Annotated in this window: 22 protein-coding genes; 14 read left to right on the plus strand and 8 right to left on the minus strand. The window is 63.2% G+C overall.

Annotation, left to right across the window (positions count from 1 at the left end; translation table 11 throughout):
• Positions 1 to 24: 24 nt before the first annotated feature.
• Positions 25 to 1,179: a Do family serine endopeptidase AlgW gene (gene algW / locus TU79_RS05035; RefSeq protein WP_004372415.1), complete on the plus strand. Its 1,155-nt coding sequence runs from the start codon at positions 25 to 27 to the stop codon at positions 1,177 to 1,179.
• Positions 1,180 to 1,287: 108 nt separating this feature from the next.
• Positions 1,288 to 3,381, plus strand: a complete 2,094-nt coding sequence (locus TU79_RS05040; protein WP_057006985.1) for a TonB-dependent siderophore receptor — start codon at positions 1,288 to 1,290, stop codon at positions 3,379 to 3,381.
• A 173-nt stretch (positions 3,382 to 3,554) separates the two neighbouring features.
• Here TU79_RS05040 and hemH read toward each other — a convergent pair whose 3' ends face one another.
• Both hemH and TU79_RS05050 read right to left on the minus strand, forming a co-directional pair.
• Entirely contained in the window at positions 3,555 to 4,580 is a 1,026-nt protein-coding gene (gene hemH / locus TU79_RS05045) for a ferrochelatase (RefSeq protein ID WP_057006986.1), read from the minus strand.
• A gap of 15 nt (positions 4,581 to 4,595) precedes the next feature.
• Positions 4,596 to 5,495: a TIGR01777 family oxidoreductase gene (locus tag TU79_RS05050; protein ID WP_057006987.1), complete on the minus strand. Its 900-nt coding sequence runs from the start codon at positions 5,493 to 5,495 to the stop codon at positions 4,596 to 4,598.
• Between the two features lie 212 nt (positions 5,496 to 5,707).
• Here TU79_RS05050 and TU79_RS05055 point away from each other — a divergent pair, with 212 nt between their 5' ends.
• From TU79_RS05055 to TU79_RS05110, 12 genes are all read left to right on the plus strand, one after another.
• Positions 5,708 to 6,694, plus strand: coding sequence for an NAD(P)/FAD-dependent oxidoreductase (locus tag TU79_RS05055; RefSeq protein WP_057006988.1), 987 nt, complete (start codon positions 5,708 to 5,710; stop codon positions 6,692 to 6,694).
• Complete coding sequence (locus TU79_RS05060) at positions 6,691 to 6,906, plus strand: TIGR02450 family Trp-rich protein (RefSeq protein ID WP_057006989.1); 216 nt, start codon at positions 6,691 to 6,693, stop codon at positions 6,904 to 6,906. The genes TU79_RS05055 and TU79_RS05060 overlap by 4 nt, the downstream gene beginning before the upstream one ends.
• Positions 6,907 to 7,019: 113 nt before the next feature.
• Positions 7,020 to 7,979: a YbgA family protein gene (locus tag TU79_RS05065; RefSeq protein ID WP_057006990.1), complete on the plus strand. Its 960-nt coding sequence runs from the start codon at positions 7,020 to 7,022 to the stop codon at positions 7,977 to 7,979.
• A gap of 3 nt (positions 7,980 to 7,982) precedes the next feature.
• Positions 7,983 to 8,909, plus strand: a complete 927-nt coding sequence (locus TU79_RS05070; RefSeq protein ID WP_057006991.1) for a MerR family transcriptional regulator — start codon at positions 7,983 to 7,985, stop codon at positions 8,907 to 8,909.
• Positions 8,910 to 10,352: a deoxyribodipyrimidine photo-lyase gene (gene phrB, locus TU79_RS05075; protein ID WP_057006992.1), complete on the plus strand. Its 1,443-nt coding sequence runs from the start codon at positions 8,910 to 8,912 to the stop codon at positions 10,350 to 10,352.
• Entirely contained in the window at positions 10,345 to 10,770 is a 426-nt protein-coding gene (locus TU79_RS05080; protein WP_057006993.1) for a nuclear transport factor 2 family protein, read from the plus strand. The genes phrB and TU79_RS05080 overlap by 8 nt, the downstream gene beginning before the upstream one ends.
• A complete protein-coding gene (locus TU79_RS05085) occupies positions 10,767 to 11,549 on the plus strand; it encodes an SDR family NAD(P)-dependent oxidoreductase (RefSeq protein WP_057006994.1) in 783 nt (260 codons plus the stop codon). The genes TU79_RS05080 and TU79_RS05085 overlap by 4 nt, the downstream gene beginning before the upstream one ends.
• On the plus strand, positions 11,546 to 12,793 hold the full coding sequence (locus tag TU79_RS05090; RefSeq protein WP_057006995.1) for an NAD(P)/FAD-dependent oxidoreductase: 1,248 nt from the start codon (positions 11,546 to 11,548) through the stop codon (positions 12,791 to 12,793). Before TU79_RS05085 ends, TU79_RS05090 begins: the two co-directional genes overlap by 4 nt.
• Entirely contained in the window at positions 12,790 to 13,599 is an 810-nt protein-coding gene (locus TU79_RS05095) for a DUF1365 domain-containing protein (RefSeq protein WP_057006996.1), read from the plus strand. The genes TU79_RS05090 and TU79_RS05095 overlap by 4 nt, the downstream gene beginning before the upstream one ends.
• On the plus strand, positions 13,586 to 14,857 hold the full coding sequence (locus TU79_RS05100; protein ID WP_057006997.1) for an SAM-dependent methyltransferase: 1,272 nt from the start codon (positions 13,586 to 13,588) through the stop codon (positions 14,855 to 14,857). The genes TU79_RS05095 and TU79_RS05100 overlap by 14 nt, the downstream gene beginning before the upstream one ends.
• Positions 14,850 to 15,329, plus strand: a complete 480-nt coding sequence (locus TU79_RS05105) for a DUF2878 domain-containing protein (RefSeq protein ID WP_057006998.1) — start codon at positions 14,850 to 14,852, stop codon at positions 15,327 to 15,329. Before TU79_RS05100 ends, TU79_RS05105 begins: the two co-directional genes overlap by 8 nt.
• Before the next feature lie 54 nt (positions 15,330 to 15,383).
• Entirely contained in the window at positions 15,384 to 15,689 is a 306-nt protein-coding gene (locus TU79_RS05110) for a YkgJ family cysteine cluster protein (RefSeq protein ID WP_057006999.1), read from the plus strand.
• Positions 15,690 to 15,745: 56 nt separating this feature from the next.
• Here TU79_RS05110 and TU79_RS05115 read toward each other — a convergent pair whose 3' ends face one another.
• From TU79_RS05115 to hemA, 6 genes are all read right to left on the minus strand, one after another.
• Complete coding sequence (locus tag TU79_RS05115; RefSeq protein WP_057007000.1) at positions 15,746 to 16,264, minus strand: acyloxyacyl hydrolase; 519 nt, start codon at positions 16,262 to 16,264, stop codon at positions 15,746 to 15,748.
• A gap of 111 nt (positions 16,265 to 16,375) precedes the next feature.
• Positions 16,376 to 17,170, minus strand: a complete 795-nt coding sequence (murI, locus tag TU79_RS05120; protein ID WP_057007001.1) for a glutamate racemase — start codon at positions 17,168 to 17,170, stop codon at positions 16,376 to 16,378.
• Positions 17,163 to 17,918: a molybdopterin-synthase adenylyltransferase MoeB gene (locus TU79_RS05125; protein WP_057007002.1), complete on the minus strand. Its 756-nt coding sequence runs from the start codon at positions 17,916 to 17,918 to the stop codon at positions 17,163 to 17,165. Before TU79_RS05125 ends, murI begins: the two co-directional genes overlap by 8 nt.
• Complete coding sequence (gene prmC / locus TU79_RS05130; protein WP_057007003.1) at positions 17,912 to 18,742, minus strand: peptide chain release factor N(5)-glutamine methyltransferase; 831 nt, start codon at positions 18,740 to 18,742, stop codon at positions 17,912 to 17,914. The genes TU79_RS05125 and prmC overlap by 7 nt, the downstream gene beginning before the upstream one ends.
• Entirely contained in the window at positions 18,743 to 19,825 is a 1,083-nt protein-coding gene (gene prfA / locus TU79_RS05135) for a peptide chain release factor 1 (protein ID WP_057007004.1), read from the minus strand.
• On the minus strand, positions 19,822 to 21,111 hold the full coding sequence (hemA, locus tag TU79_RS05140) for a glutamyl-tRNA reductase (RefSeq protein WP_057007005.1): 1,290 nt from the start codon (positions 21,109 to 21,111) through the stop codon (positions 19,822 to 19,824). Before hemA ends, prfA begins: the two co-directional genes overlap by 4 nt.
• Positions 21,112 to 21,269: the final 158 nt, after the last annotated feature.

Consider the following 21,269-nt stretch of genomic DNA (forward strand, 5'->3'; position numbering starts at 1 on the left):
CTGCAACCTGTCAGGACTTACTTGATGCTCAAGGCACTGCGTTTTTTTGGATGGCCATTGCTGGCTGGCGTGCTGATCGCGACGCTGATCATTCAGCGTTTCCCCCAGTGGGTGGGCCTGCCAAGCCTCGACGTAAACCTGCAGCAGGCGCCGCAAGCCACCACGGTGGTGCAAGGCCCGGTGACGTACGCAGACGCGGTCGTCATTGCCGCCCCGGCGGTGGTCAACCTGTACACCACCAAGGTCATCAACAAACCGGCCCATCCGCTGTTTGAAGACCCGCAATTTCGTCGCTACTTCGGCGACAACGGCCCCAAGAAACGCCGCATGGAGTCGAGCCTCGGTTCCGGGGTGATCATGAGTCCCGAAGGCTACATTCTTACCAACAACCACGTGACCACCGGCGCCGACCAGATTGTGGTAGCCCTGCGTGACGGCCGCGAAACCCTGGCGCGCGTAGTGGGCAGTGACCCGGAAACCGACCTCGCGGTGTTGAAAATCGACTTGAAAAACCTCCCCGCGATCACCCTCGGCCGCTCCGACGGCCTGCGCGTGGGCGACGTGGCGCTGGCCATCGGCAACCCGTTCGGCGTGGGCCAGACCGTGACCATGGGCATTATCAGCGCCACCGGACGCAATCAACTGGGCCTCAACAGCTACGAAGACTTCATCCAGACCGACGCCGCCATCAACCCCGGCAACTCCGGCGGCGCGCTGGTGGACGCCAATGGCAACCTGACCGGGATCAACACGGCGATTTTCTCCAAGTCCGGCGGCTCCCAGGGCATCGGCTTTGCGATCCCGGTGAAACTGGCGATGGAAGTGATGAAGTCGATCATCGAGCACGGCCAGGTGATTCGCGGCTGGCTGGGTATCGAAGTGCAACCGTTGACCAAGGAGCTGGCGGAATCGTTCGGCCTCACCGGGCGCCCGGGGATCGTGGTCGCCGGGATTTTCCGCGACGGCCCGGCACAGAAAGCCGGCCTGCAGTTGGGCGACGTGATCCTCAGCATCGACGGCGCACCCGCAGGCGACGGGCGCAAGTCGATGAATCAGGTGGCGCGGATCAAGCCGACCGACAAGGTGGCGATCCAGGTAATGCGCAATGGCAAGGAGATCAAGCTGATGGCGGAAATCGGCCTGCGCCCGCCGCCTGCGCCAGTGAAAGAAGAGGAATAATTCGTCCAGGGTGCTCGTTCGCGAGCGCCTGTAACTTTATGTTTCGTCGCAGAGCCCGCTCGATTGGCATGTTATATTGTTTCAATACAACCCTTGGAACGTTCTCTCATGTCGTCTCGAAAGTTTGCCCCCCTGGCTGGCCTGGCCCTGGGTTTGCTGCTCGATCCCGCCTACGCCGAAGAAAACACCGTGGAACTGGACACCATCAGCATCACCGGTGACACCTATGAATCCGCCACCAGCCCGGTCACCGGCTACCGCGCCAGCCGCTCCGCCAGCGCGACAAAAACCGACACGGCCCTGCGCGATATCCCGCAATCGATCAGCGTAATCCCCGCCACCGTGCTCAAGGACCTGGGCAGCACCAGCGTGGAACGCGCGCTGGAATTTGCCGGCGGCGTGTCCAAGCAGAACAACTTCGGCGGCCTGACCCTCTACGAATACAGCGTGCGCGGTTTCACCACCTCGGAGTTCTACCAGGACGGTTTCAGCGCCAACCGCGGCTACCCGAGCACACCGGATGCGGCCAATATCGAACGCATCGAAGTGCTCAAGGGCCCCGCCGCCAGCCTCTATGGACGCGGCGACCCCGGCGGCACGGTGAACATCGTCACCAAAAAGCCACAGCCCGACGCCTTCACCACCCTGCAAACCAGCGCCGGCAGCTGGGATCGCTATCGCACCGCGCTGGACGTCAACACCCCGCTCGACGCCGAAGGCAAGGTGCTGTCACGGGTCAACCTGGCCGTGGAGGACAACCACAGCTTCCGCGATCACGTCGAGAGCAAGCGCGTGTTCGTCGCGCCCTCGTTCAGTTGGCAGCTGGACCCGGACACCAGCCTGCTGGTGGAAAGTGAATTCGTGCGCCACAGCTCCACCTTCGACCGTGGCATCGTCGCCTCCCCCGGTGTTTCGCGTTCCACCTTCCTCGGCGAGCCCAATGACGGTGACATCGACAACCACAACAACCGTCTCCAGGCCACCCTCGAACACCACCTCAACGATGCCTGGAAACTGCGCCTGGCCAGCCACTACAAACAGGGCAGCCTATGGGGCGATGCGTCGGAAAACCGTGCGTTGAATCCCGACGGCCACACCCTCAACCGTCGTTACCGCGAACGCTCCATGGGTTGGCACGACAGCATCACCCAGCTGGAACTGCGCGGCCTGTTCGACATTGGCAGCTGGCAGCATGAGCTGCTGATCGGCACCGAATACGAGGACTACCGCAAGAAGGAACGCGTGACCGCCATCGGCGGCAGCAATTACGCCATCGACCTCTACAACCCGGTCTACGGCCAGCCCAAGCCCAACGGCCTGCGCTCCGGTACCGACTTTTTTGAACAGACCAAAAGCCACGCGCTGAACCTGCAAGACCAGATCATCTTCACCGACCGCCTGCGCGGCATGGTGGGCGCGCGCGTTGAGCATTTCGAGCAGAGCACCGAAGATTTCACCCGCAACGTCACCAGCAAGCAGACCCACGACGCCCTCACCCAGCGCGCCGGCCTGCTGTATCAGCTCACGCCGCAAGTCGGGGTGTTCGCCAACGCATCCACCTCGTTCAAGCCCAACAGCGGGCTCGATGCCGGCGGCAACACGTTCAAGCCGGAAGAAGGCGTGGGTTACGAAGTGGGGGTCAAGACCGAGCTGTTCGAAGACCGCCTCAGCGCCACCGTCGCCGCATTCCATATCGAGAAGGAAAACGTGCTCGCCCTGAACCCGGCCACCAATACCAACCGTGCCATGGGCAAGGCCCGCAGCCAGGGCATTGACCTGCAATTGAGCGGGCAATTGACCGACGCCGTGCGGGTGATCGGCGCGTACGCCTACATTGATGCCGAAGTGACCAAGGGCGAAGCCAGCATTCCCGCCGGCAGCCGCATTCTCGGCGTGGCCAGGCACAGCGGCAGTCTGCTCGGGGTGTATGAATTCCAGGATGGCGCGCTGCGCGGATCAGACCTGGGCGCGGCGTTTACCTACGTGGGCGATCGCTCCGGCGAGGCGGGCACCCGCTTTGAATTGCCCGCCTATCACACCGTGGATTTGCTGGCCCACTACAAGGCCACCAAAAACGTGACCGTGGGTTTGAACCTGAACAACCTGTTCGATGAAAAGTATTACGAACGGTCCTACAGCACTTACTGGGTGAATCCGGGCGAGCCGCGCAACCTCACGGTCAGCCTGACCCTCAACCTGTAAACACAGACCAAAAATGTGGGAGGCCCCGCCAAGTCTTCGACTTAGCGCTGTCGCGCAGCAAACTGGGGCCTCTGTGGCTGCCTGAAACTTCAGGTTTTAAAATCAATAAGTTATTTTGTATTTGATAAGAGGGGGCAAGCCCCCTCCCACATTTGGCGCTGTACCCGTTTCGATTACAGTGACACAGGCGCACGCTCGCAGAGCGTGTTGAGCGCCGCCGCCCATTGCGGGTCATCGTTCAGACACGGCACCAGCACCAATTCCTCGCCCCCCGATGCGCAAAACTGCTCGCGCCCGCGATCGCCGATCTCTTCCAGCGTTTCGATGCAGTCGGCCACAAATGCCGGGCACATCACCAGCAGCTTTTTCACCCCCTGCTGGGCCAGCGCCTCAAGGCGCGCCTCGGTATAGGGCTCGATCCACTTGGCGCGGCCCAGGCGCGACTGAAACGCCACCGACCACTTGCCGTCCGGCAACCCCAGCCGCTCGGCAAAATGACGCGCAACGCTGAAGCATTGCGCGCGATAACAGGTGGCGAGCACCGCAGGCGAAGCATGCCTGCAGCAATCGGCGTCCTTGAAGCAATGCTGGCCAGTGGGGTCGAGTTTGGTCAAATGGCGCTCGGGCAGCCCGTGAAAACTGAGCAACAAGTGATCGTAATCCTGCTCCACATACGCCCGCGCGCTCTGCGCCAGGGCGTCGAGGTACTCCGGCTGATCGTAGAACGGCTGCAGGATCGAGAGTTGCACCTTCAGCTTCTTCTCACGTATCACCCGCCAGGCCTCTTCAATCACCGTGGTGACCGTGCTGTCGGCAAACTGCGGGTACAACGGCGCCAGCGTTACCTTTTGAATGCCCTGCGCGGCCAGGCGCGTCAGCGTGGTTTCAAGAGACGGCTCACCGTAACGCATCGCCAGTTCGACCGGGCCCTGGGTCCATTGCCGGGTCATCTGCTCTTGCAGGCGACGGCTGAGCACCACCAGGGGCGAGCCCTCTTCCCACCAGATGGAGGCGTAGGCATGCGCCGACTGCTCGGGGCGCTTGATCAGGATCAGCGACACCAACAGGCGCCGCACCGGCCACGGCAGGTCGATCACATAAGGGTCCATCAAAAACTGGTTGAGGTAGCTGCGCACATCGGCCACCGAAGTGGACGCGGGAGAACCCAGGTTGACCAGTAACAACGCGTGATCCGTCATGCAACTTCCTATGGCTTAAAGGCGGCTGGACAAATCGTCCAGAGCCGCATGCAACTGCGTGAACTGAAAAGTGAAACCGGCGGCCAGCAGCCGTTCGGGCACGGCCTTCTGCCCGCCCAGCAGCAACCCCGACAACTCGCCCAACCCCACCTTCAACGCAAATGCCGGCATTGGCATGAAGGCCGGGCGATGCAGCACTTGGCCCAGTGTCCTGGCGAACTCGCGGTTACGCACCGGATGCGGCGCGCAGGCATTATAGGGACCGCTGGCGTCTTCCTTGTGCAGAAGAAAATCAATCAGGGCGATTTGGTCCTTGATGTGCACCCATGGCATCCACTGCCGACCATTGCCGATAGGCCCGCCCAGCGCCAGTTTGAACGGCAGCAGCAGGCGCGACAAAAAGCCGCCCTCGGCCGCCAGCACCAGGCCAGTGCGCACCAGCACCACGCGCACCCCGAGGGCTTCGGCGCGCTGGGCGGTTTCTTCCCAGGCGATGCACAGCTGGCTGGGGAAATCGTCCTGCACCGGGCCACTGGCTTCGGTCAATTCGCGCTCGCCGCCGTCGCCGTACCAGCCCACCGCCGAACCGGAAATCAACAACGCCGGTTTCTGCGCCAGGCCTTCGATCCACGCCAGCAGGCTTTCGGTGAGGCTGATGCGGCTGCTCCACAGCAGCGCCTTGCGCTTGTGCGTCCACGGCCGGTCGGCGATCGGCGCGCCGGCGAGGTTGACCACCGCGTCCACCTCACCGATCACGTCCTGCAAACGGCCAACGCCCAATACCTGGGCGCCACACAGCCTGGCCACTGTTTCCGGCTGGCGGCTCAAAACGGTCAGGCGATGGCCCTGGGCAAGCCAGTGGCGACACAATTGGCGGCCGATCAAACCTGTACCGCCGGTCAGCAAAATATGCATGGGTTCTTCCTCATGTAACGTTCGCCGCCCGTCACTGGTCTATTTTACTAATAGGGACAATGTTGAATTCGGACGTAACGTTGGTTAAGTCACCGACGTTAACCATAGGTCACGCCACACAATCAGGCACGCCAAAACTTATACCAAAAAACGAGATTGTACAGCTATTGGTGTCGGCGTAGGCTGTACCCAACGGTAAAACGAGGCCTCCCATGAGTGTTCCCATCGCAATCATCGGCACCGGCATCGCCGGCTTGTCCGCTGCCCGAGCGTTACGAGACGCGGGGCAGGTCGTACACCTTTTCGATAAAAGCCGCGGCAGCGGCGGCCGCATGTCCAGCAAGCGCAGCGATGCCGGGGCGCTGGACATGGGCGCGCAATACTTCACCGCCCGTGACCGTCGCTTCGTCAACGAAGTGCAGCGCTGGCAGAGCCACGGCTGGGCCGAGCAGTGGAAACCCCAACTGTACAACTTCAAGTCCGGCCAGCTCACGCCCTCCCCCGACGAGCAGATCCGCTGGGTCGGTACACCGCGCATGAGCGCGATCACTCGCGCACTGCTCGACGACCTGCCGGTGACCTTCGGTTGCCGCATCACCGACGTGTTCCAGGGCGAACAACACTGGAACCTGCTGGACGCCGACGGCGGCAACCACGGCCCGTTCAGCCACGTCATCATTGCCACGCCCGCGCCCCAGGCCACTGCGTTGCTGGCGGCCGCGCCCAAGCTGGCGAGTGCCGCTGCCGGTGTGAAAATGGACCCGACCTGGGCCATCGCCCTGGCCTTCGACAAACCGCTGGATACGCCGATGCAAGGCTGCTTCGTGCAAGACAGCCCGCTGGACTGGCTCGCGCGCAACCGCAGCAAGCCCGGGCGCGACACCACCCTCGACACCTGGGTGCTGCACGCCACCAGCGCCTGGAGCAAGGCGCACCTGGACCTGTCGCGGGAAGCCGTGATCGACCACCTGCACGGCGCCTTCGCCGAGTTGCTGCACTGCGCCATGCCGGCGCCGTCGTTCAGCCTGGCCCACCGCTGGCTCTACGCCCGGCCGTCCGGCAGCCATGAGTTCGGCGTGCTGGCCGACGCCGACCTGGGCCTGTTCGTGTGTGGTGACTGGTGCCTGTCCGGCCGTGTCGAAGGCGCATGGCTCAGCGGCCAGGAAGCGGCGCGACGCCTGATCGAGCATCTGCAATGAACCGCATCAATCCGGCCAAGCTGCTGTTGTCGAAATGGACCGCGACCGCGCCAAAGAACAAGGAAAAGCATTTCCTCGTCACCGAGCTGTTTCGTGACGAGGAAAACACCGTTCTGGAAATCGAACTTCAGGCAGTGATGACCCGGCGCACCCAGCGCCTGGCGTGGCAAACCCTGCAAGACGCTGACCACTGGACCATGGGTTGGAAGTAACCTCGCCGTACAAACTTGTACAAAATATTTGACTTGTACAGCATCAAACCTATGATGAGATTAGTTGTACAGACTCTTGAGCCTGTACAGGATTTTTTTGCAGAGGTTTGCCCATGCCCAGCACCGCAAAACCCAGGATTGGCATCAGCGCCTGCTTGCTGGGCGAGAATGTGCGCTTCAATGGCGGACACAAACAATCCCAGCTGTGCAGCGAGACGCTGGCCGATTACTTCGACTTCGTGCCGCTGTGCCCTGAAGTCGCCATCGGCCTTGGCGTCCCCCGTGAAACCATCCGCCTGGTCGGTGACGCCGCCAACCCGCAGGCGGTGGGCACCGTGCACCGCGAGCTCAACGTCACCCAGCCCCTCGACGAATACGGCCAGCAGATGGCCCGTGAACACACCGACCTGTGCGGCTACATCTTCATGCAGAAGTCGCCGTCGTGCGGCCTGGAACGGGTCAAGGTGTACCGCGACAATGGCGCCCCGGTCGACGGCGGCGGGCGCGGCATCTACGCCCAGGCATTCTGCGCGCGCCACCCCAACCTGCCGGTGGAAGAAGACGGCCGGCTGAACGACCCGGTGCTGCGGGAAAACTTCCTCACCCGCGTGTTCGTCTACGCCAGTTGGCAACAGCTGCTGGCCGAAGGCCTCACCCGTCACCGCCTGCTGTCCTTTCACGCGCGCTACAAATATTTGCTGATGGCCCACAGCCCGGTGCACTACAAGAGCCTGGGCAATCTGCTGGGCAGCATGAGCAAGGGCGATGACCTCTCGGAGCTGGCTGACTGTTATTTCAGCGACCTGATGACCGGCCTGAAAAAGTGCGCCACCCGCGGCACCCACACCAATGTGTTGCAGCACATCAGTGGCTACCTCAAGCAGGCCATCAGCAGCGACGACAAGCAGGAAATGCAGACCGTCATCGATCAATACCGCCAGGGCATTGTGCCGCTGGTGGTGCCGCTGACCCTGCTCAAGCATCACTTTCGCCAACACCCGGATCGCTACATCGCGCAGCAGGCCTACCTGCAACCGCACCCGGAAAACCTCAGCCTGCGAAATGCGATCTAATCCATGAAAGCTGCCCTGCCAGACGACCCCGATGACATCGCCCAAGCCCTCCAGGACGGCTGGCTGCCGATTCGCGAAGTGGCGCGCCAGACCGGCGTCAACGCGGTCACCCTGCGCGCCTGGGAGCGCCGCTACGGCCTGATCGTGCCGCAGCGTACGCCCAAGGGCCACCGATTGTTCAGCGACGTACACGTGCAACGCATCCACACCATCCTTACCTGGCTCAATCGAGGCGTGCCGGTCAGCCAGGTGAAAAACCTGATCGACTCGGCACAGGCCGGGCCGGACGGCGTGGAAAACGAATGGCACGCGCTGCACCAGAACCTGCTGACGGCCATCAGCGAACTGGCCGAGCGCCGGGTCGACGACGCCTTCAACCAGGCCATGGCGCTGTACCCGCCGCGCACGCTCTGCGCGCAATTACTGTTGCCGCTGCTGCAGGCGCTGGAGCAACGCTGGCAGGGGCAGTTCGGCGCGCAGATGGAGCGGGTATTTTTTCTGTCCTGGCTGCGCAGCAAGTTCGGTGCACGCATCTACCACACCAATCGCCAACTGCAAGGCGCGCCACTGCTGCTGGTCAATCACTCGGACCTGCCCCTGGAGCCGCACCTGTGGCTCAGCGCGTGGCTGGCCAGCAGCGCCGACTGCCCGGTGGAAGTGTTCGACTGGCCGCTGCCTGCCGGCGAACTGGCCCTGGCGGTAGAGCACCTGCAACCGCGCGCGGTGCTGCTGTATTCGAGCAAGGCCCTGAATGTGCCGGCGTTGACCAAACTGTTGGGCGGCGTCAGTTGCCCAATGTTGATTGCCGGACCAACGGTGTGCATCCACCCCGTCGAATTGGCCGTACTAATCCGGGACATCCCTGACCTGTTCGTCGCCGAAGACCCCTTGGCGGCCCATCAGATACTGATTGAGCGTGGAATTGTCTAAATGCATTTGATCTGGCTGCGCACCGACCTGCGCCTGCACGACAACACCGCCCTGGCCGCCGCGAGCCAGCGTGGCCCGCTGGCCGCCGTGTACTTGATCACGCCCGAGCAATGGCTGGCCCACGACGATGCCGCGTGCAAGGTCGACTTCTGGCTGCGCAACCTGCAGTGCCTGAGCCAGGCGCTCGGCACACTCAACATCCCCTTACTGATCCGCACCGCCCCGACCTGGGACCAGGCACCCGCCGTGCTGAGCACGCTGTGCCAGGAACTGTCGGTGGAGTCGGTGCACATCAACGAGGAATACGGCATCCACGAAAGCCGTCGCGATCAGGCCGTGGCCCAGGCGCTGGAAGCCTGCGGCGTGACGTTCCACCGCTACCTCGACCAACTGTTTTTCCAACCCGGCAGCGTGCTGACCAAGACCGGCACCTACTTCCAGGTCTTCAGCCAGTTTCGCAAGGTGTGCTACAGCCGCCTGCACAGCGCCCTGCCGCGCCTGGTGGCGACGCCGAAAGCCCAGCAGAAACTGCCGTTCGCCAGCGACCCGATTCCGCACAGCGTGCCCGGCTTCGAAACGCCCAGCGACAGCCTGCGCGCGCTCTGGCCGGCCGGCGAAGACGAAGCCCGACGCCGCCTCGACACCTTCGCCGACCAGCAGATCGGCTATTACAAGGACGAGCGCGACTACCCGGCCAAACCGGGCACCAGCCAGCTCTCCGCCTACCTCGCCGCTGGCGTGGTGTCGCCGCGTCAGTGCCTGCACACGGCGTTGCAGAGCAACAGCGGCGAGTTCGAAACGGGCAACGTTGGCGCCGTCACCTGGATCAACGAATTGCTGTGGCGCGAGTTCTACAAACATATTCTGGTCGGCTACCCACGGGTGTCGCGCCACCGCGCGTTCCGGCCCGCGACCGAAGCCGTCGCCTGGCGCCACGCGCCCGAAGACCTGGCGGCGTGGCAGGAAGCGCGCACCGGCCTGCCGATCATCGACGCGGCCATGCGTCAGTTGCTGGAGACCGGCTGGATGCACAACCGCCTGCGCATGGTGGTGGCGATGTTCCTGACCAAAAACCTGCTGATCGACTGGCGCGAGGGCGAACGCTTTTTCATGCGCCACCTGATCGACGGCGACCTCGCCGCCAACAACGGCGGCTGGCAGTGGAGTTCCTCCACCGGCACCGATTCGGCGCCGTATTTCCGCATTTTCAGCCCGTTGAGCCAGTCGGAAAAATTCGACAGTGAGGGCGTGTTCATCAAGCGCTGGTTGCCGCAGCTGGCGGCGCTGAACAAAAAGGACGTGCACAACCCCGAGGCCGCCGGCGGGCTGTTCGGCGTGGCGGACTACCCGCGCTCGATCGTCGACCTGAAAAAATCCCGCGAGCGCGCCCTCGCCGCCTTCCGCAGCCTGCCGTCCCGTCAAGCGGTGGCCGAGCATGAGTGACTTTCTGCGCCGCTTCGCCCAGGCCTTTGCCACGCTGGACAAGCACAACCTGCACCTGCTCGACAGCCTGTACAGCCAGGACATCGCCTTCGCCGACCCGCTGCATCAAGTGCATGGCCTGCCTGAACTGCGCCGCTACTTCAGCGAGCTGTACAGCCAGATCAGCCAGTTGCGTTTCGACTATCAGGGGTTCGATGAGGTGGCCGAAGGTGAAGGCTACCTGCGCTGGAAAATGAGTTTTTGCCACCCGCGCCTCAACGGCGGCAAGGTGATCCGAGTGGAAGGCTGCTCGCACCTGATGTGGCGCGACAACAAGGTGTACCGCCATCGCGACTATTTCGATGCCGGCGCCATGCTCTATGAACACCTGCCGGTATTCGGCCGAGTCATAAGCTGGCTGAAAAGGAGAATCGCATGAGCCTGACCTCGCCCCGCCGTTACTGGTTGACCGGCGCCAGCAGTGGCATCGGCGCCGCCCTGGCCGTGGAGCTGCTCGACAGCGGCGCCCACGTGGCCCTCAGCTCGCGCTCCCAAGGCCCGCTGGATGCGCTTGCCCGGCGCTACCCTGGACAGGTGCTGGTGGTGGCCGGCGACCTGACCAACAGCCAGACCGTGCGCGAAATCGGCGAGCAAATCGGCGCAGCCTGGGGCGCGCTGGACACCGTGATTCTCAACGCCGGCACCTGCGAATACGTGGATGTGCGTCAGTTTGATTCCTCCATCGTCGAACACGTGGTGCGCACCAATCTGTTGGCCAGCAGCTACTGCATCGAAGCTGCCCTGCCCTTGCTGCGCGCCGGGTGCACGCCGCACCTGGTGGGCGTGGCCAGCGCCGTGACCTACCTGCCGATGCCACGGGCCGAAGCCTATGGCGCATCCAAGGCCGGTTTGCGTTACCTGTTCGAATCCCTGCGTATCAGCCTGTCGCCGGAGAATATCGACGTCACCGTGATCAGCCCGGGCTTTGTCGATACACCGCTGACCGAACGCAATGACTTCCCGATGCCCTTGAGCTGGCCGGCCGATAAAGCCGCACGGCACATCTTCGCCAAACTGGACAAACGCCCGCTGGAGATCGCTTTCCCGGCCATGTTCATCGCCGCCCTGTGGCCACTGTCGAAACTGCCGAACCGCGCGCAACTGATCATCGGCAAGCGCATGCTGCGCAGCCCGCCGCCGCAAAAGGACGACCTGTGAAGATCGCCATCATCGGCAGCGGCATCGCCGGTCTGACCAGCGCCTACCTGCTCAGCCGTCGCCACGACATCAGCGTGTTTGAAGCCAATAGCTGCATCGGCGGGCATACCCATACGGCCAATGTGACGGTCGACGGCCAGCCTTACGCGGTGGACACCGGTTTTATCGTGTTCAACGATTGGACCTACCCCCATTTCATCCGGTTGCTGGGGCAGATCGGGGTGACATTCAAACCCACCGAGATGAGTTTTTCGGTGAACGACCAGCGCAGTGGCTTCGAATACAACGGCAACAACCTCAACAGCCTGTTCGCCCAGCGCCGCAATATCCTCTCGCCGGGGTTCTGGGGCATGTTGCGCGACATTTTGCGCTTCAACCGCCAGGCGCCGCTGGACCTTGAACAGCAACGCATCAGCGCCGACATGACCCTGGGCGACTACCTCGCAGCAGGCGGTTACGGCCCGCGATTCATCCGGCATTACATCGTGCCGATGGGCGCGGCGATCTGGTCGATGTCCCTGGCGGACATGCTCGGTTTTCCGTTGCAGTTCTTTGTGCGTTTCTTCAAGAATCACGGCCTGCTGTCGGTGAACAATCGCCCGCAGTGGTGCGTGATCGAAGGGGGCTCCAGCGCCTATATCGAACCGTTGACCCGCAGCTTTCGCGAAAAAATCCGTCTCGACTGCCCTGTGCACAAGGTCGAGCGCAGCACTGACGGCGTGGTGATCCACAGCGCCGCCGGCAGCGAGACATTCGACCGCGTGGTGTTCGCCTGCCACAGCGACCAGGCCCTGGCACTGCTGGCCGACCCGAGCGAGGCCGAGCAAGCCATCCTTGGCGCCTTGCCCTACGCCGACAACGACGTGGTGCTGCACACCGACACCCGCCTGCTGCCCACGCGCAAACTGGCCTGGGCCAGCTGGAATTACCGCCTCACCGGCAGCGCCGACACCCAGGCCGCCGTCACCTACGACATGAACATCCTGCAAGGCATCGACAGCGCCACCACGTTTTGCGTCAGCCTCAACCAGACGCCAATGATCGATCCGCGCAAAATTCTTGCGCGCTTCACCTACGCCCATCCGCAATACAGCCTGGCAGCGGTGGCCGCGCAGGCACGCTGGGAAGAGTTGAACGGCGCGCGCAATACCTTTTACTGCGGCGCCTACTGGGCCAACGGCTTTCATGAGGACGGCGTGGTCAGCGCGCTGCGCGTGGCCCAGGCCTTCGGGGAAACCCTGTGAACAGCGCCCTGTACAGCGGCTGGATCGCCCATCGCCGGTTTGCGCCCAGGGCCCACGCCTTTCGCTACCGCATCGGCCTGCTGTACCTGGACTTAAGCGAGCAGGACGAGGTGCTCGCGCTCTCGCCCCTGGCCGGCAGCCATCGCCTGGCGCCGTTCGGCTTTCGCCAGCAGGACTACCTGCGCACCTTGACCCGCCACGGCATGAGCCTCACCGATGCGGTGCGTCTTGAGGTGGGCAAGGCGCTGGGGCGCACGCCCCGGGGCGCGATCTGCCTGCTGACCCAGGCCCGCAGTTGGGGCCTGGCGTTCAACCCGGTGAGTTTCTTCTACTGCTACGAGGCAGACGGCGAGCTGGCCGCGATTTTGTGTGAAGTCACCAACACCCCGTGGCGCGAGCGCTATCACTACGTGCTGCCGGCCCTGGCCCTCAGCGCAGGCGAACATCAGCACTTCGCCGTGGCCAAGGCGTTCCATGTGTCGCCATTTTTGCCGCCCGACCTCGAATACCGCATGAGCTTCAGCCCGCCCGCCGACCGGCTGGGCGTGCACATGGCCGACTGGCAAGGCGAACTCAAAGTGTTCGACGCCACATTGAGCCTGCAAAAAGAGCCGCTCACCCGTGCCAGCCTGCACCGTTACCTGCGGCGCTTCCCGTGGATGACCGCCAAGACCTGCCTGGCCATTTACTGGCAGGCCGTGCGCCTGTTGCTCAAACGCACACCGATTTTCCCCCACCGAGCCGCCGATGGCGCCTCTCGCACTGCAGTTGGGTATACCAAGGATCGCCGCCATGAAATCCCCTAATGTATCGGTCAAGGCCAGCCGCCTGAACGTCAACGGCATGACCAGTGCGCTGCTGCGCAAGGGCGTGCTGCGTCAGCTCAGCCAATTGCGCCACGGCCAGTTGGTGCTGATCGAGGACGGCGAGCGACACGTATTTGGTGCACGGGAAGCGCATCTGTTGGGGGAGATCCATATCCTCGACGCCGCCGTGTGGGGCCTGGTGGCGGCCAACGGCTCTATCGGTGCGGGTGAGGCATTTATCCACGGTTACTGGACCAGCCCCGATCTCACCGCCGTGGTGCGCGTGATGGTCAGCAACCTTGACGTGCTCGATGCGATGGAAGGCGGTCTGGCGCGTCTGGCACGGCCGTTCACCCAGGGCCTGCACTGGCTCAACCGCAATACGCGCAAGGGCTCGCAGAAAAACATCGCGGCGCATTACGACCTGGGCAACGACCTGTTCGAAGAATTCCTCGACCCGACCATGATGTACTCGGCGGCACAATTCCTTAAGGCCGACGACACCCTGGAACAGGCGCAACTGAACAAGCTGGAACGCATCTGCCAGAAACTGTCGCTCAAGCCCGGCGACCACCTGCTGGAAATCGGCACCGGCTGGGGCAGCATGGCGCTGTACGCGGCGCAGCATTACGGCTGCAAGGTCACCACTACTACCTTGTCCAAGGAGCAGTTCGCCTACACCGAACGGCGCATTGCCGCCCTGGGTTTGCAGGACCAGGTGACGCTGCTGCTGAGCGACTACCGCGACCTCACCGGTCAGTACGACAAGCTGGTATCCATCGAGATGATCGAGGCGGTAGGCCACCGCTTCCTGCCGACCTACTTCAAGCAATGCGCGCACCTGCTCAAGCCCGACGGGCTGATGCTGCTGCAGGCCATCACCATTCGCGAACAACGCTTCGAGCAGGCCAGGAACAGCGTCGACTTTATCCAGCGCTACATCTTCCCCGGTGGGGCGCTGCCCAGCGTGCAGAACATGTTGCACATCGTCAGCCGCGACACCGACATGAACCTGCTGCACATGGAGGATTTCGGCCTGCACTACGCGCGAACGCTGCGCCTGTGGCACGAGAACTTTCGCCGTGCCCATGGCCGTCTTGCCGAATTGGGCTACGACGAATACTTCCTGCGCCTGTGGGAATTTTATCTGTGCTACTGCGAAGGCGGCTTCATGGAACGCACCATTGGCACCGCGCAGTTGCTGTTGGCCAAGCCGGCGGCGATCAACCCGCCATTGCTCGGGCGCTTCGATGCTTAAATCGCTGGCCAACGCGGCGCTGTTCCAGTGCGGCTGGTTCGCCTGCGTGCTGGGCGGCGACAGCCTGTGGTTGCTGGTGGGGCTGGCGGTACTGGCCATTCACCTGCTGTGGCTCAGTTCGTCGGCCGAGGATGGTGTGCTGATCATCAGCGTCACGCTGGTGGGCACGCTGCTGGACACGGCTTTACGTGCCCTTGGGGTATTCCATTTCAACGAGCCGGGCCCGCTGATTCCGTTCTGGCTGATGCTGCTGTGGGCATTGCTGGCAACCACGCTGCACCACTGCCTGGCCTGGAGCGCACGCCCATGGTGGCGGGCGGCAGTGCTGGGGGCGGTGGGCGGGCCAGCGTCCTACTACGCGGGAAGCCAATTGGCCGGCGTGCAGTTCGGTTACGCCACAGGCCCGACGATGGCCGGGTTGGCGGTGCTGTGGGCGTTTGTGTTCGTCGGGTTGCACCGGCTGGCGCGCTGACGTCCGTCAGCGCATTCGTACACCTGCACTCCGCTTGCCTTACACTGCGCGCCTATGACCAACATCCCTCACCTACAGCTCAACGAACCCGCCGTCACCTGCTCGACGTGCGCGGCCTGTTGCTGTCAGCTGGAAGTGCTGCTGATCACCGACACCGGCGTGCCGGAGCGCTACATCGATACCGATGACTGGGGCGGCGAAGTGATGCTGCGCCTGGATGACGGCTGGTGTGCGGCGCTGGACCGCGACACGATGATGTGCACGATCTACGAGCGCCGCCCGTTGATCTGTCGGGAATTCGAGATGGGTGCACCGGAGTGCCTTGAAGAGCGCCAGGGTATTGCGACGGCGTATCGCTGAGTCTTGATCGACAATCGCAATGTGGGAAGGGCTTGCCCCCTCCCACACTCCAGGCATTACAGCGGCAGGGTGTAGTGCACCGCGTAGCTTTCCACACCATCGTTGTTGCTGCTCATGCCGGCATTGGAATAGTGCGTGGCACGAAGGCCCACTTCATGCCCGCCGGCAAAGCGCAGCCCAAAGCCGATGCGGTCTTCGAACTGGAAGGCCTGGCCGATGTTGTTGTCTTCCAGCTGGGTGCGCGAGAACACGGCCAGGCCGATGCCCGCTTCGATGTAAGGCTTGACCGACTGCCCGGCAAACTCATACACAAACACCGGCGAGAACGACAGGCTGCTGGCACCGGCCGTCTTGTCGCCGTCCCAGTAGGTGTAGGCGCCGCTCCAGTAGCCGGTCAGCCGACCCACGTCGCTCTGCCACCAGCTCTTGTCCCAATCGGAGGTCAAGCCAAGCCGATAGGTCATGGTTGAATCGCTCGTTCCCCCCACTCCAAATTCCAGGCCGGCAGCATTGGCCGAAACAGAGTGTCCTACCGCAGCGGCCACAATCGCGGCCAAACAGAACAAGCGCTTCATAAGAAACATCCTTTCCAAACGAAGTTATAGAGTGTTGTACAGGCTATCTCGCTATAGAAGCTGGCAAATAGAAGGAAGTTCCAGTTCATTGCGAGCTATTTCACGAATTTTTCACGCGCCAAATAGTCGCACAATGCTCGGATATTTCCATAGTGTCGGTAGGATATTTCTTAGGTGATCCAGATCGCCGCTGGTCCAGAACTGGGCTGGGCTGGGACTGCCCGTCGCCAAAAGGTCGCGCTGGCCCAGCAGATGCTTGAGCTGACGGGCCACGGCGGCGCCAGTATCGATGAGGATCACGCTGGGTGGCAGCATCTGCGCCAGCAGCGGTTTGAGGAAGGGGTAATGGGTGCAGCCGAGGATGATGGTGTCGCAGCCGGCACTGAGCAGCGGCTCGATGTACCCCTGCAACAGCTGGCGCAGGGCCGGGCTGGTCAAGTCGCCGGTTTCAATCAACTCCACCAGACCCGGGCACGGCTGGGTGATCACCCGCACATCGGTGGCGAACCGGTCGAGCAAGGCGGCGAACTTGGCGCTTTGCAGGGTGCCGGTGGTGGCAAGCACTCCGACGACCCCGCTGCGGGTGGCGGCGGCGGCAGGTTTGACGGCGGGCTCCATGCCCACCAACGGCCAGTCCGGGAAATCCTGGCGCAGGTCGGCCACGGCCGCCACCGTCGCGGTGTTGCAGGCAATCACGAAGGCCTTGGCGCCTTGACTGCGGAAAAACCCGGCCACCAGGCGCGAGCGTTGGAGAATGAACGCGGGGGTTTTCTCGCCGTAGGGAATGTGCCCGCAGTCAGCCACATACAGCAGTGATTCGTGGGGCAGCAACTGGTGGATTTCGTCCAGCACCGACAGGCCGCCGACGCCGGAATCGAACACGCCGATCGGCGCATCCTTAAGCATGGGGCGTCCCGCACACGCTGCAAGCGGGGTCGCGCTTGACGCGCAACTCGCGAAAACGCGTGGTCAAGGCATTGATCAACAGCAATCGGCCCACCAGCGGCTCACCGAACCCGGCCAGCAGTTTCAGCGCCTCCAGCGCTTGCAGGCTGCCAACCAGCCCCACCAGCGGGCCGATCACGCCGGCTTCGCTGCAGGTGAGTTCGGTATCGCTGCCGTGTCCGTATAAACAGTGATAGCAGGGGCTGTCGGCGCGGCGCGGGTCGAACACCGACAATTGCCCTTCCAGGCGAATCGCTGCGCCACTGACCAGTGGCCTGGCGGTGGCCACGCAGGCCGCATTGACCGCTTCGCGGGTGGAGAAGTTGTCGCTGCAATCGAGCACCACGTCCACGGCTGTCACGGCGGCGGCCAGGGTGTCGGCATCCAGCGCGCTGCGGTGGGTGACCAGCCTGACGTCAGGATTGATGGCAGTCAGGCGACGCATGGCCGAGTCGACCTTGGTCTGCCCGACGCTGTCGGTGTCGTGGATGATCTGGCGTTGCAGGTTGGTCAGGTCGACCGTATCGAAGTCGGCCAGGTGCAGCTCGCCCACGCCGGCTGCGGCGAGGTAAAGCGCAACCGGTGCGCCCAGCCCCCCCAGGCCGACGATCAATGCGCGGCCGTTCTTCAGGCGCAACTGGCCTTCGATATCCACGTGCTGCAACAGAATCTGTCGGCTGTAGCGCAACAGCTCCTGATCGGTCAGCACGGCCGTTGCCCCAGGCTGATGCGTTCGTGGCCGCCGAGGTCGATGCGGCTGTGCACGCCCTCGAACCCCTGCCTCAGCAGCAGATCGCGCACGGCCGACGCCTGGTCGTAACCGTGCTCGAGCAACAGCCAGCCACCGGCATCCAGGTAAGCCCCGGCCTGCTGAGTGATCAGACGCAGATCGTCCAGGCCATCACGGCCCGCCACCAGCGCGCTGGCCGGCTCGAAACGCACATCGCCCGCCACCAGGTGCGGGTCGTTGTCGGCAATGTAGGGCGGGTTGCTGATGATCAGATCAAATGTACGACCGCCCAGGGCGCTGAACCAGTGACTGCTCAGCACCGTGGCGTTATCAAGGTGCAGCCGCTGGCGATTGCGCTCGGCCAGAGCCACGGCCTCCAACACCCGATCAACGGCGGTCACCTGCCAGGCCGGGCGCTCGCTGGCCAGGGCCAGGGCAATGGCGCCGCTGCCGGTGCCCAGGTCGAGCACCCTGGCGGGCGTGGCCGGCAGCAATTCCAGGGCCGCCTCCACCAGCAGTTCGGTGTCCGGGCGCGGGATCAGCGTGTGCGGCGCCACCTCCAGGTCCAGCTTCCAGAACCCTTGCTGGCCGAGGATATAGGCCACCGGTTCACCGGCTCGACGCCGTCGCAGGTAACCGGCAAACGTGAGCGCCGCGTCGCTGCTGACGATTTTTTCCGGCCAGGTATGCAGGTAGCTGCGCGACTTGCCCAGCGCAGCCGCCAGCAGCAGCTCCACATCCAGACGCGCGGTGGGCGAGTCCGGCAGGTCGGCCGCGCGCAGCAGGCTGGCGATAATGGTCATTTATTCACCAATGGCGGCGAGTTGATCGGCCTGGTATTCGGCCAGCAACGGCTCGATCACCGCATCCACGCCGCCGGCCAGAATCTCGTCGAGGGAATACAAGGTCAGGTTGACGCGGTGGTCGGTGACGCGGCCCTGGGCAAAATTGTAGGTGCGGATACGCTCGGAGCGGTCGCCCGAGCCCACCAGCAGCTTGCGCTCGCTGGCAATGGCGTTGGCGGCGGCACTGGTCTGCTGGTCGTTGAGCTTGGCCGACAGCCAGGACATCGCCCGCGCACGGTTCTTGTGCTGGGAGCGTTCCTCCTGGCATTCCACCACAATGCCGGAAGGCAAGTGGGTGATGCGGATCGCCGAGTCGGTCTTGTTCACGTGCTGACCACCGGCGCCCGAAGAGCGGTAGGTGTCGACGCGCAGATCCGCCGGGTTGATCTCGATGGTTTCCTGCTCATCCGGCTCGGGCAATACCGCCACGGTGCAGGCCGAGGTGTGGATACGGCCCTGGGACTCGGTCGCCGGCACCCGCTGTACGCGGTGCGCGCCGGACTCGAACTTGAGCTTGCCGTAGACGTTGTCACCCTCGACCCGCGCAATGACTTCTTTATAGCCACCATGCTCGCCTTCGTTTTCCGACAGGATCTCCACCCGCCAGCCGCGCCGCTCGGCGTAGCGCGAGTACATGCGGAACAGGTCGCCAGAGAAAATGGCCGCTTCGTCGCCGCCGGTGCCGGCACGGATTTCGAGGAACACGTTACGGCCGTCGTTGGGGTCCCTGGGCAACAGCATGCGTTGCAGGTCGCCTTCCAGCTCTGCCAGCTTTTCCTTGGCCTCGCGGACTTCTTCCACGGCCATTTCGCGCATGTCCGGGTCGTTGTCCTTGAGCAGCGCCTGGGCGCCTTCGAGGTCGGCCTGCACTTTCAGCAAGTTTTTGTAAGTGACGACCACAGGCTCAACGTCGGCGTATTCCTTGGAATAGGCGCGGAATTTGGTCTGATCGGAAATGACTTCGCCGTCGCCAAGCAAGGCGGTCAGTTCTTCGAAACGGTCCTGGAGCACGTCCAGTTTATTAAGCAGTGAGGCTTTCATTGCGGTTTTTTATCCGAAGAGCTGTCTGACGCGCCCTCACCGAGGGCAAAGAGTTCCTGGGCCATGGCCAGCGCATCGAGGCGGCCTTCGGCAGTCAATTTTTTAAGCTGTACGCTGGGCGCGTGGAGCAGTTTGTTGGTCAGGCCACGGGCCAGTTGCATCAGCACTTCGTCGGCGCTGCTGCCATTGGCGAGCAGACGCTGGGCCTTGATCAACTCCTCGTCACGCAGGCGTTCGCCCTGTTGACGATAGGCCTTGAGCACGTCCACTGCCGCCAGTTCACGCAGGCGCACCATGAAATCTTCGGCGCCGACGCTGACCATCTCCTCGGCGGCCTGGGCGGCGCCCTGGCGGCTCTTGAGGTTTTCGGCGACCACTTCGTGCAGGTCATCGACGCTGTAGAGGTAAACGTCGTCCAACTCGCCGACTTCGGGTTCGATATCCCGGGGAACAGCAATGTCCACCATGAAGATCGGCTTGTGCTTGCGCAGCTTCAGTGCACTTTCCACCGCGCCTTTGCCCAGTATCGGCAATTGGCTGGCGGTGGAGCTGATCACAATATCACTGCGTACCAGTTCGGCCGGAATATCCGACAGCAACACCGCGTGGGCGCCGAACTGTTCGGCCAGGCTGCTGGCGCGCTCCAGGGTGCGGTTGGCGACGACGATGCGCTGCACACCCAGCTCGTGCAGATGGCGGGCGACCAGGGTGATGGTCTCGCCGGCGCCGATCAGCAGGGCCTGGCTGCGCTGCAAGTCGCTGAAAATCTGTTTGGCCAGGCTGACCGCCGCAAAGGCAACGGACACCGGGTTTTCGCCGATGGCCGTGTCGGTGCGTACCTGCTTGGCGGAATTGAACGTGGCCTGGAACAGACGGCCCAACAGCGGGCCGACCGTGCCGGCCTCGCGCGCGACGGCATAGGCGGACTTCATCTGGCCGAGGATCTGCGGTTCGCCCAGCACCAGCGAGTCGAGCCCGGAGGCAACGCGCATCATGTGACGAACGGCCGCATCCTCTTCGTGCACATACGCGCTGGCGCGCAGGTCGTCGAGGCTCAAATGGTGATAATCGGCGAGCCAGCGCAGCACCACATCCGCTGACAGATGTTCCTGCTCTATATAAAGCTCGCTGCGATTGCAGGTCGAAAGGATTGCAGCTTCGCGGCTGTCGGTGAGCCGGCAGAGCTGCTGCAAGGCCTCAACCAACTGCTCCGGCGTAAACGCCACGCGCTCGCGCACGTCGACTGAGGCAGTCTTGTGGTTAATACCGAGTGCGAGGAAGGCCATTCAATATCGCTGATGAGGTCGGGAAGCCGGCAATTGTCCTACTTCGAAAGATCCAGAACAACCACCGTCGTCTATTGTCCTAGTAGCTTGTGCCTATAAAGGCGCCCACTGAGACTCGGTTATGTTTGGCCGAAGGCTTGTGTCATGATGATCCGACC

Source organism: Pseudomonas trivialis (assembly GCF_001439805.1).
GTDB classification, from domain to species: domain Bacteria; phylum Pseudomonadota; class Gammaproteobacteria; order Pseudomonadales; family Pseudomonadaceae; genus Aquipseudomonas; species Aquipseudomonas trivialis.

What these genes read in the sequence shown, in the direction of transcription:
- TU79_RS05065 (WP_057006990.1), top strand. Translation starts at nt 7,020, where the DNA reads ATGCCCAGCACCGCAAAACCCAGGATTGGCATCAGCGCCTGCTTGCTG.
- TU79_RS05100 (WP_057006997.1), top strand. Translation starts at nt 13,586, where the DNA reads ATGAAATCCCCTAATGTATCGGTCAAGGCCAGCCGCCTGAACGTCAAC.
- TU79_RS05060 (WP_057006989.1), top strand. Translation starts at nt 6,691, where the DNA reads ATGAACCGCATCAATCCGGCCAAGCTGCTGTTGTCGAAATGGACCGCG.
- hemA (WP_057007005.1), bottom strand. Translation starts at nt 21,111, where the DNA reads ATGGCCTTCCTCGCACTCGGTATTAACCACAAGACTGCCTCAGTCGAC.
- prmC (WP_057007003.1), bottom strand. Translation starts at nt 18,742, where the DNA reads ATGACCATTATCGCCAGCCTGCTGCGCGCGGCCGACCTGCCGGACTCG.
- TU79_RS05115 (WP_057007000.1), bottom strand. Translation starts at nt 16,264, where the DNA reads ATGAAGCGCTTGTTCTGTTTGGCCGCGATTGTGGCCGCTGCGGTAGGA.
- TU79_RS05055 (WP_057006988.1), top strand. Translation starts at nt 5,708, where the DNA reads ATGAGTGTTCCCATCGCAATCATCGGCACCGGCATCGCCGGCTTGTCC.
- hemH (WP_057006986.1), bottom strand. Translation starts at nt 4,580, where the DNA reads ATGACGGATCACGCGTTGTTACTGGTCAACCTGGGTTCTCCCGCGTCC.
- TU79_RS05105 (WP_057006998.1), top strand. Translation starts at nt 14,850, where the DNA reads ATGCTTAAATCGCTGGCCAACGCGGCGCTGTTCCAGTGCGGCTGGTTC.
- phrB (WP_057006992.1), top strand. Translation starts at nt 8,910, where the DNA reads ATGCATTTGATCTGGCTGCGCACCGACCTGCGCCTGCACGACAACACC.
- TU79_RS05070 (WP_057006991.1), top strand. Translation starts at nt 7,983, where the DNA reads ATGAAAGCTGCCCTGCCAGACGACCCCGATGACATCGCCCAAGCCCTC.
- TU79_RS05040 (WP_057006985.1), top strand. Translation starts at nt 1,288, where the DNA reads ATGTCGTCTCGAAAGTTTGCCCCCCTGGCTGGCCTGGCCCTGGGTTTG.
- TU79_RS05050 (WP_057006987.1), bottom strand. Translation starts at nt 5,495, where the DNA reads ATGCATATTTTGCTGACCGGCGGTACAGGTTTGATCGGCCGCCAATTG.
- TU79_RS05110 (WP_057006999.1), top strand. Translation starts at nt 15,384, where the DNA reads ATGACCAACATCCCTCACCTACAGCTCAACGAACCCGCCGTCACCTGC.
- murI (WP_057007001.1), bottom strand. Translation starts at nt 17,170, where the DNA reads ATGCTTAAGGATGCGCCGATCGGCGTGTTCGATTCCGGCGTCGGCGGC.
- prfA (WP_057007004.1), bottom strand. Translation starts at nt 19,825, where the DNA reads ATGAAAGCCTCACTGCTTAATAAACTGGACGTGCTCCAGGACCGTTTC.
- TU79_RS05085 (WP_057006994.1), top strand. Translation starts at nt 10,767, where the DNA reads ATGAGCCTGACCTCGCCCCGCCGTTACTGGTTGACCGGCGCCAGCAGT.
- algW (WP_004372415.1), top strand. Translation starts at nt 25, where the DNA reads ATGCTCAAGGCACTGCGTTTTTTTGGATGGCCATTGCTGGCTGGCGTG.
- TU79_RS05080 (WP_057006993.1), top strand. Translation starts at nt 10,345, where the DNA reads ATGAGTGACTTTCTGCGCCGCTTCGCCCAGGCCTTTGCCACGCTGGAC.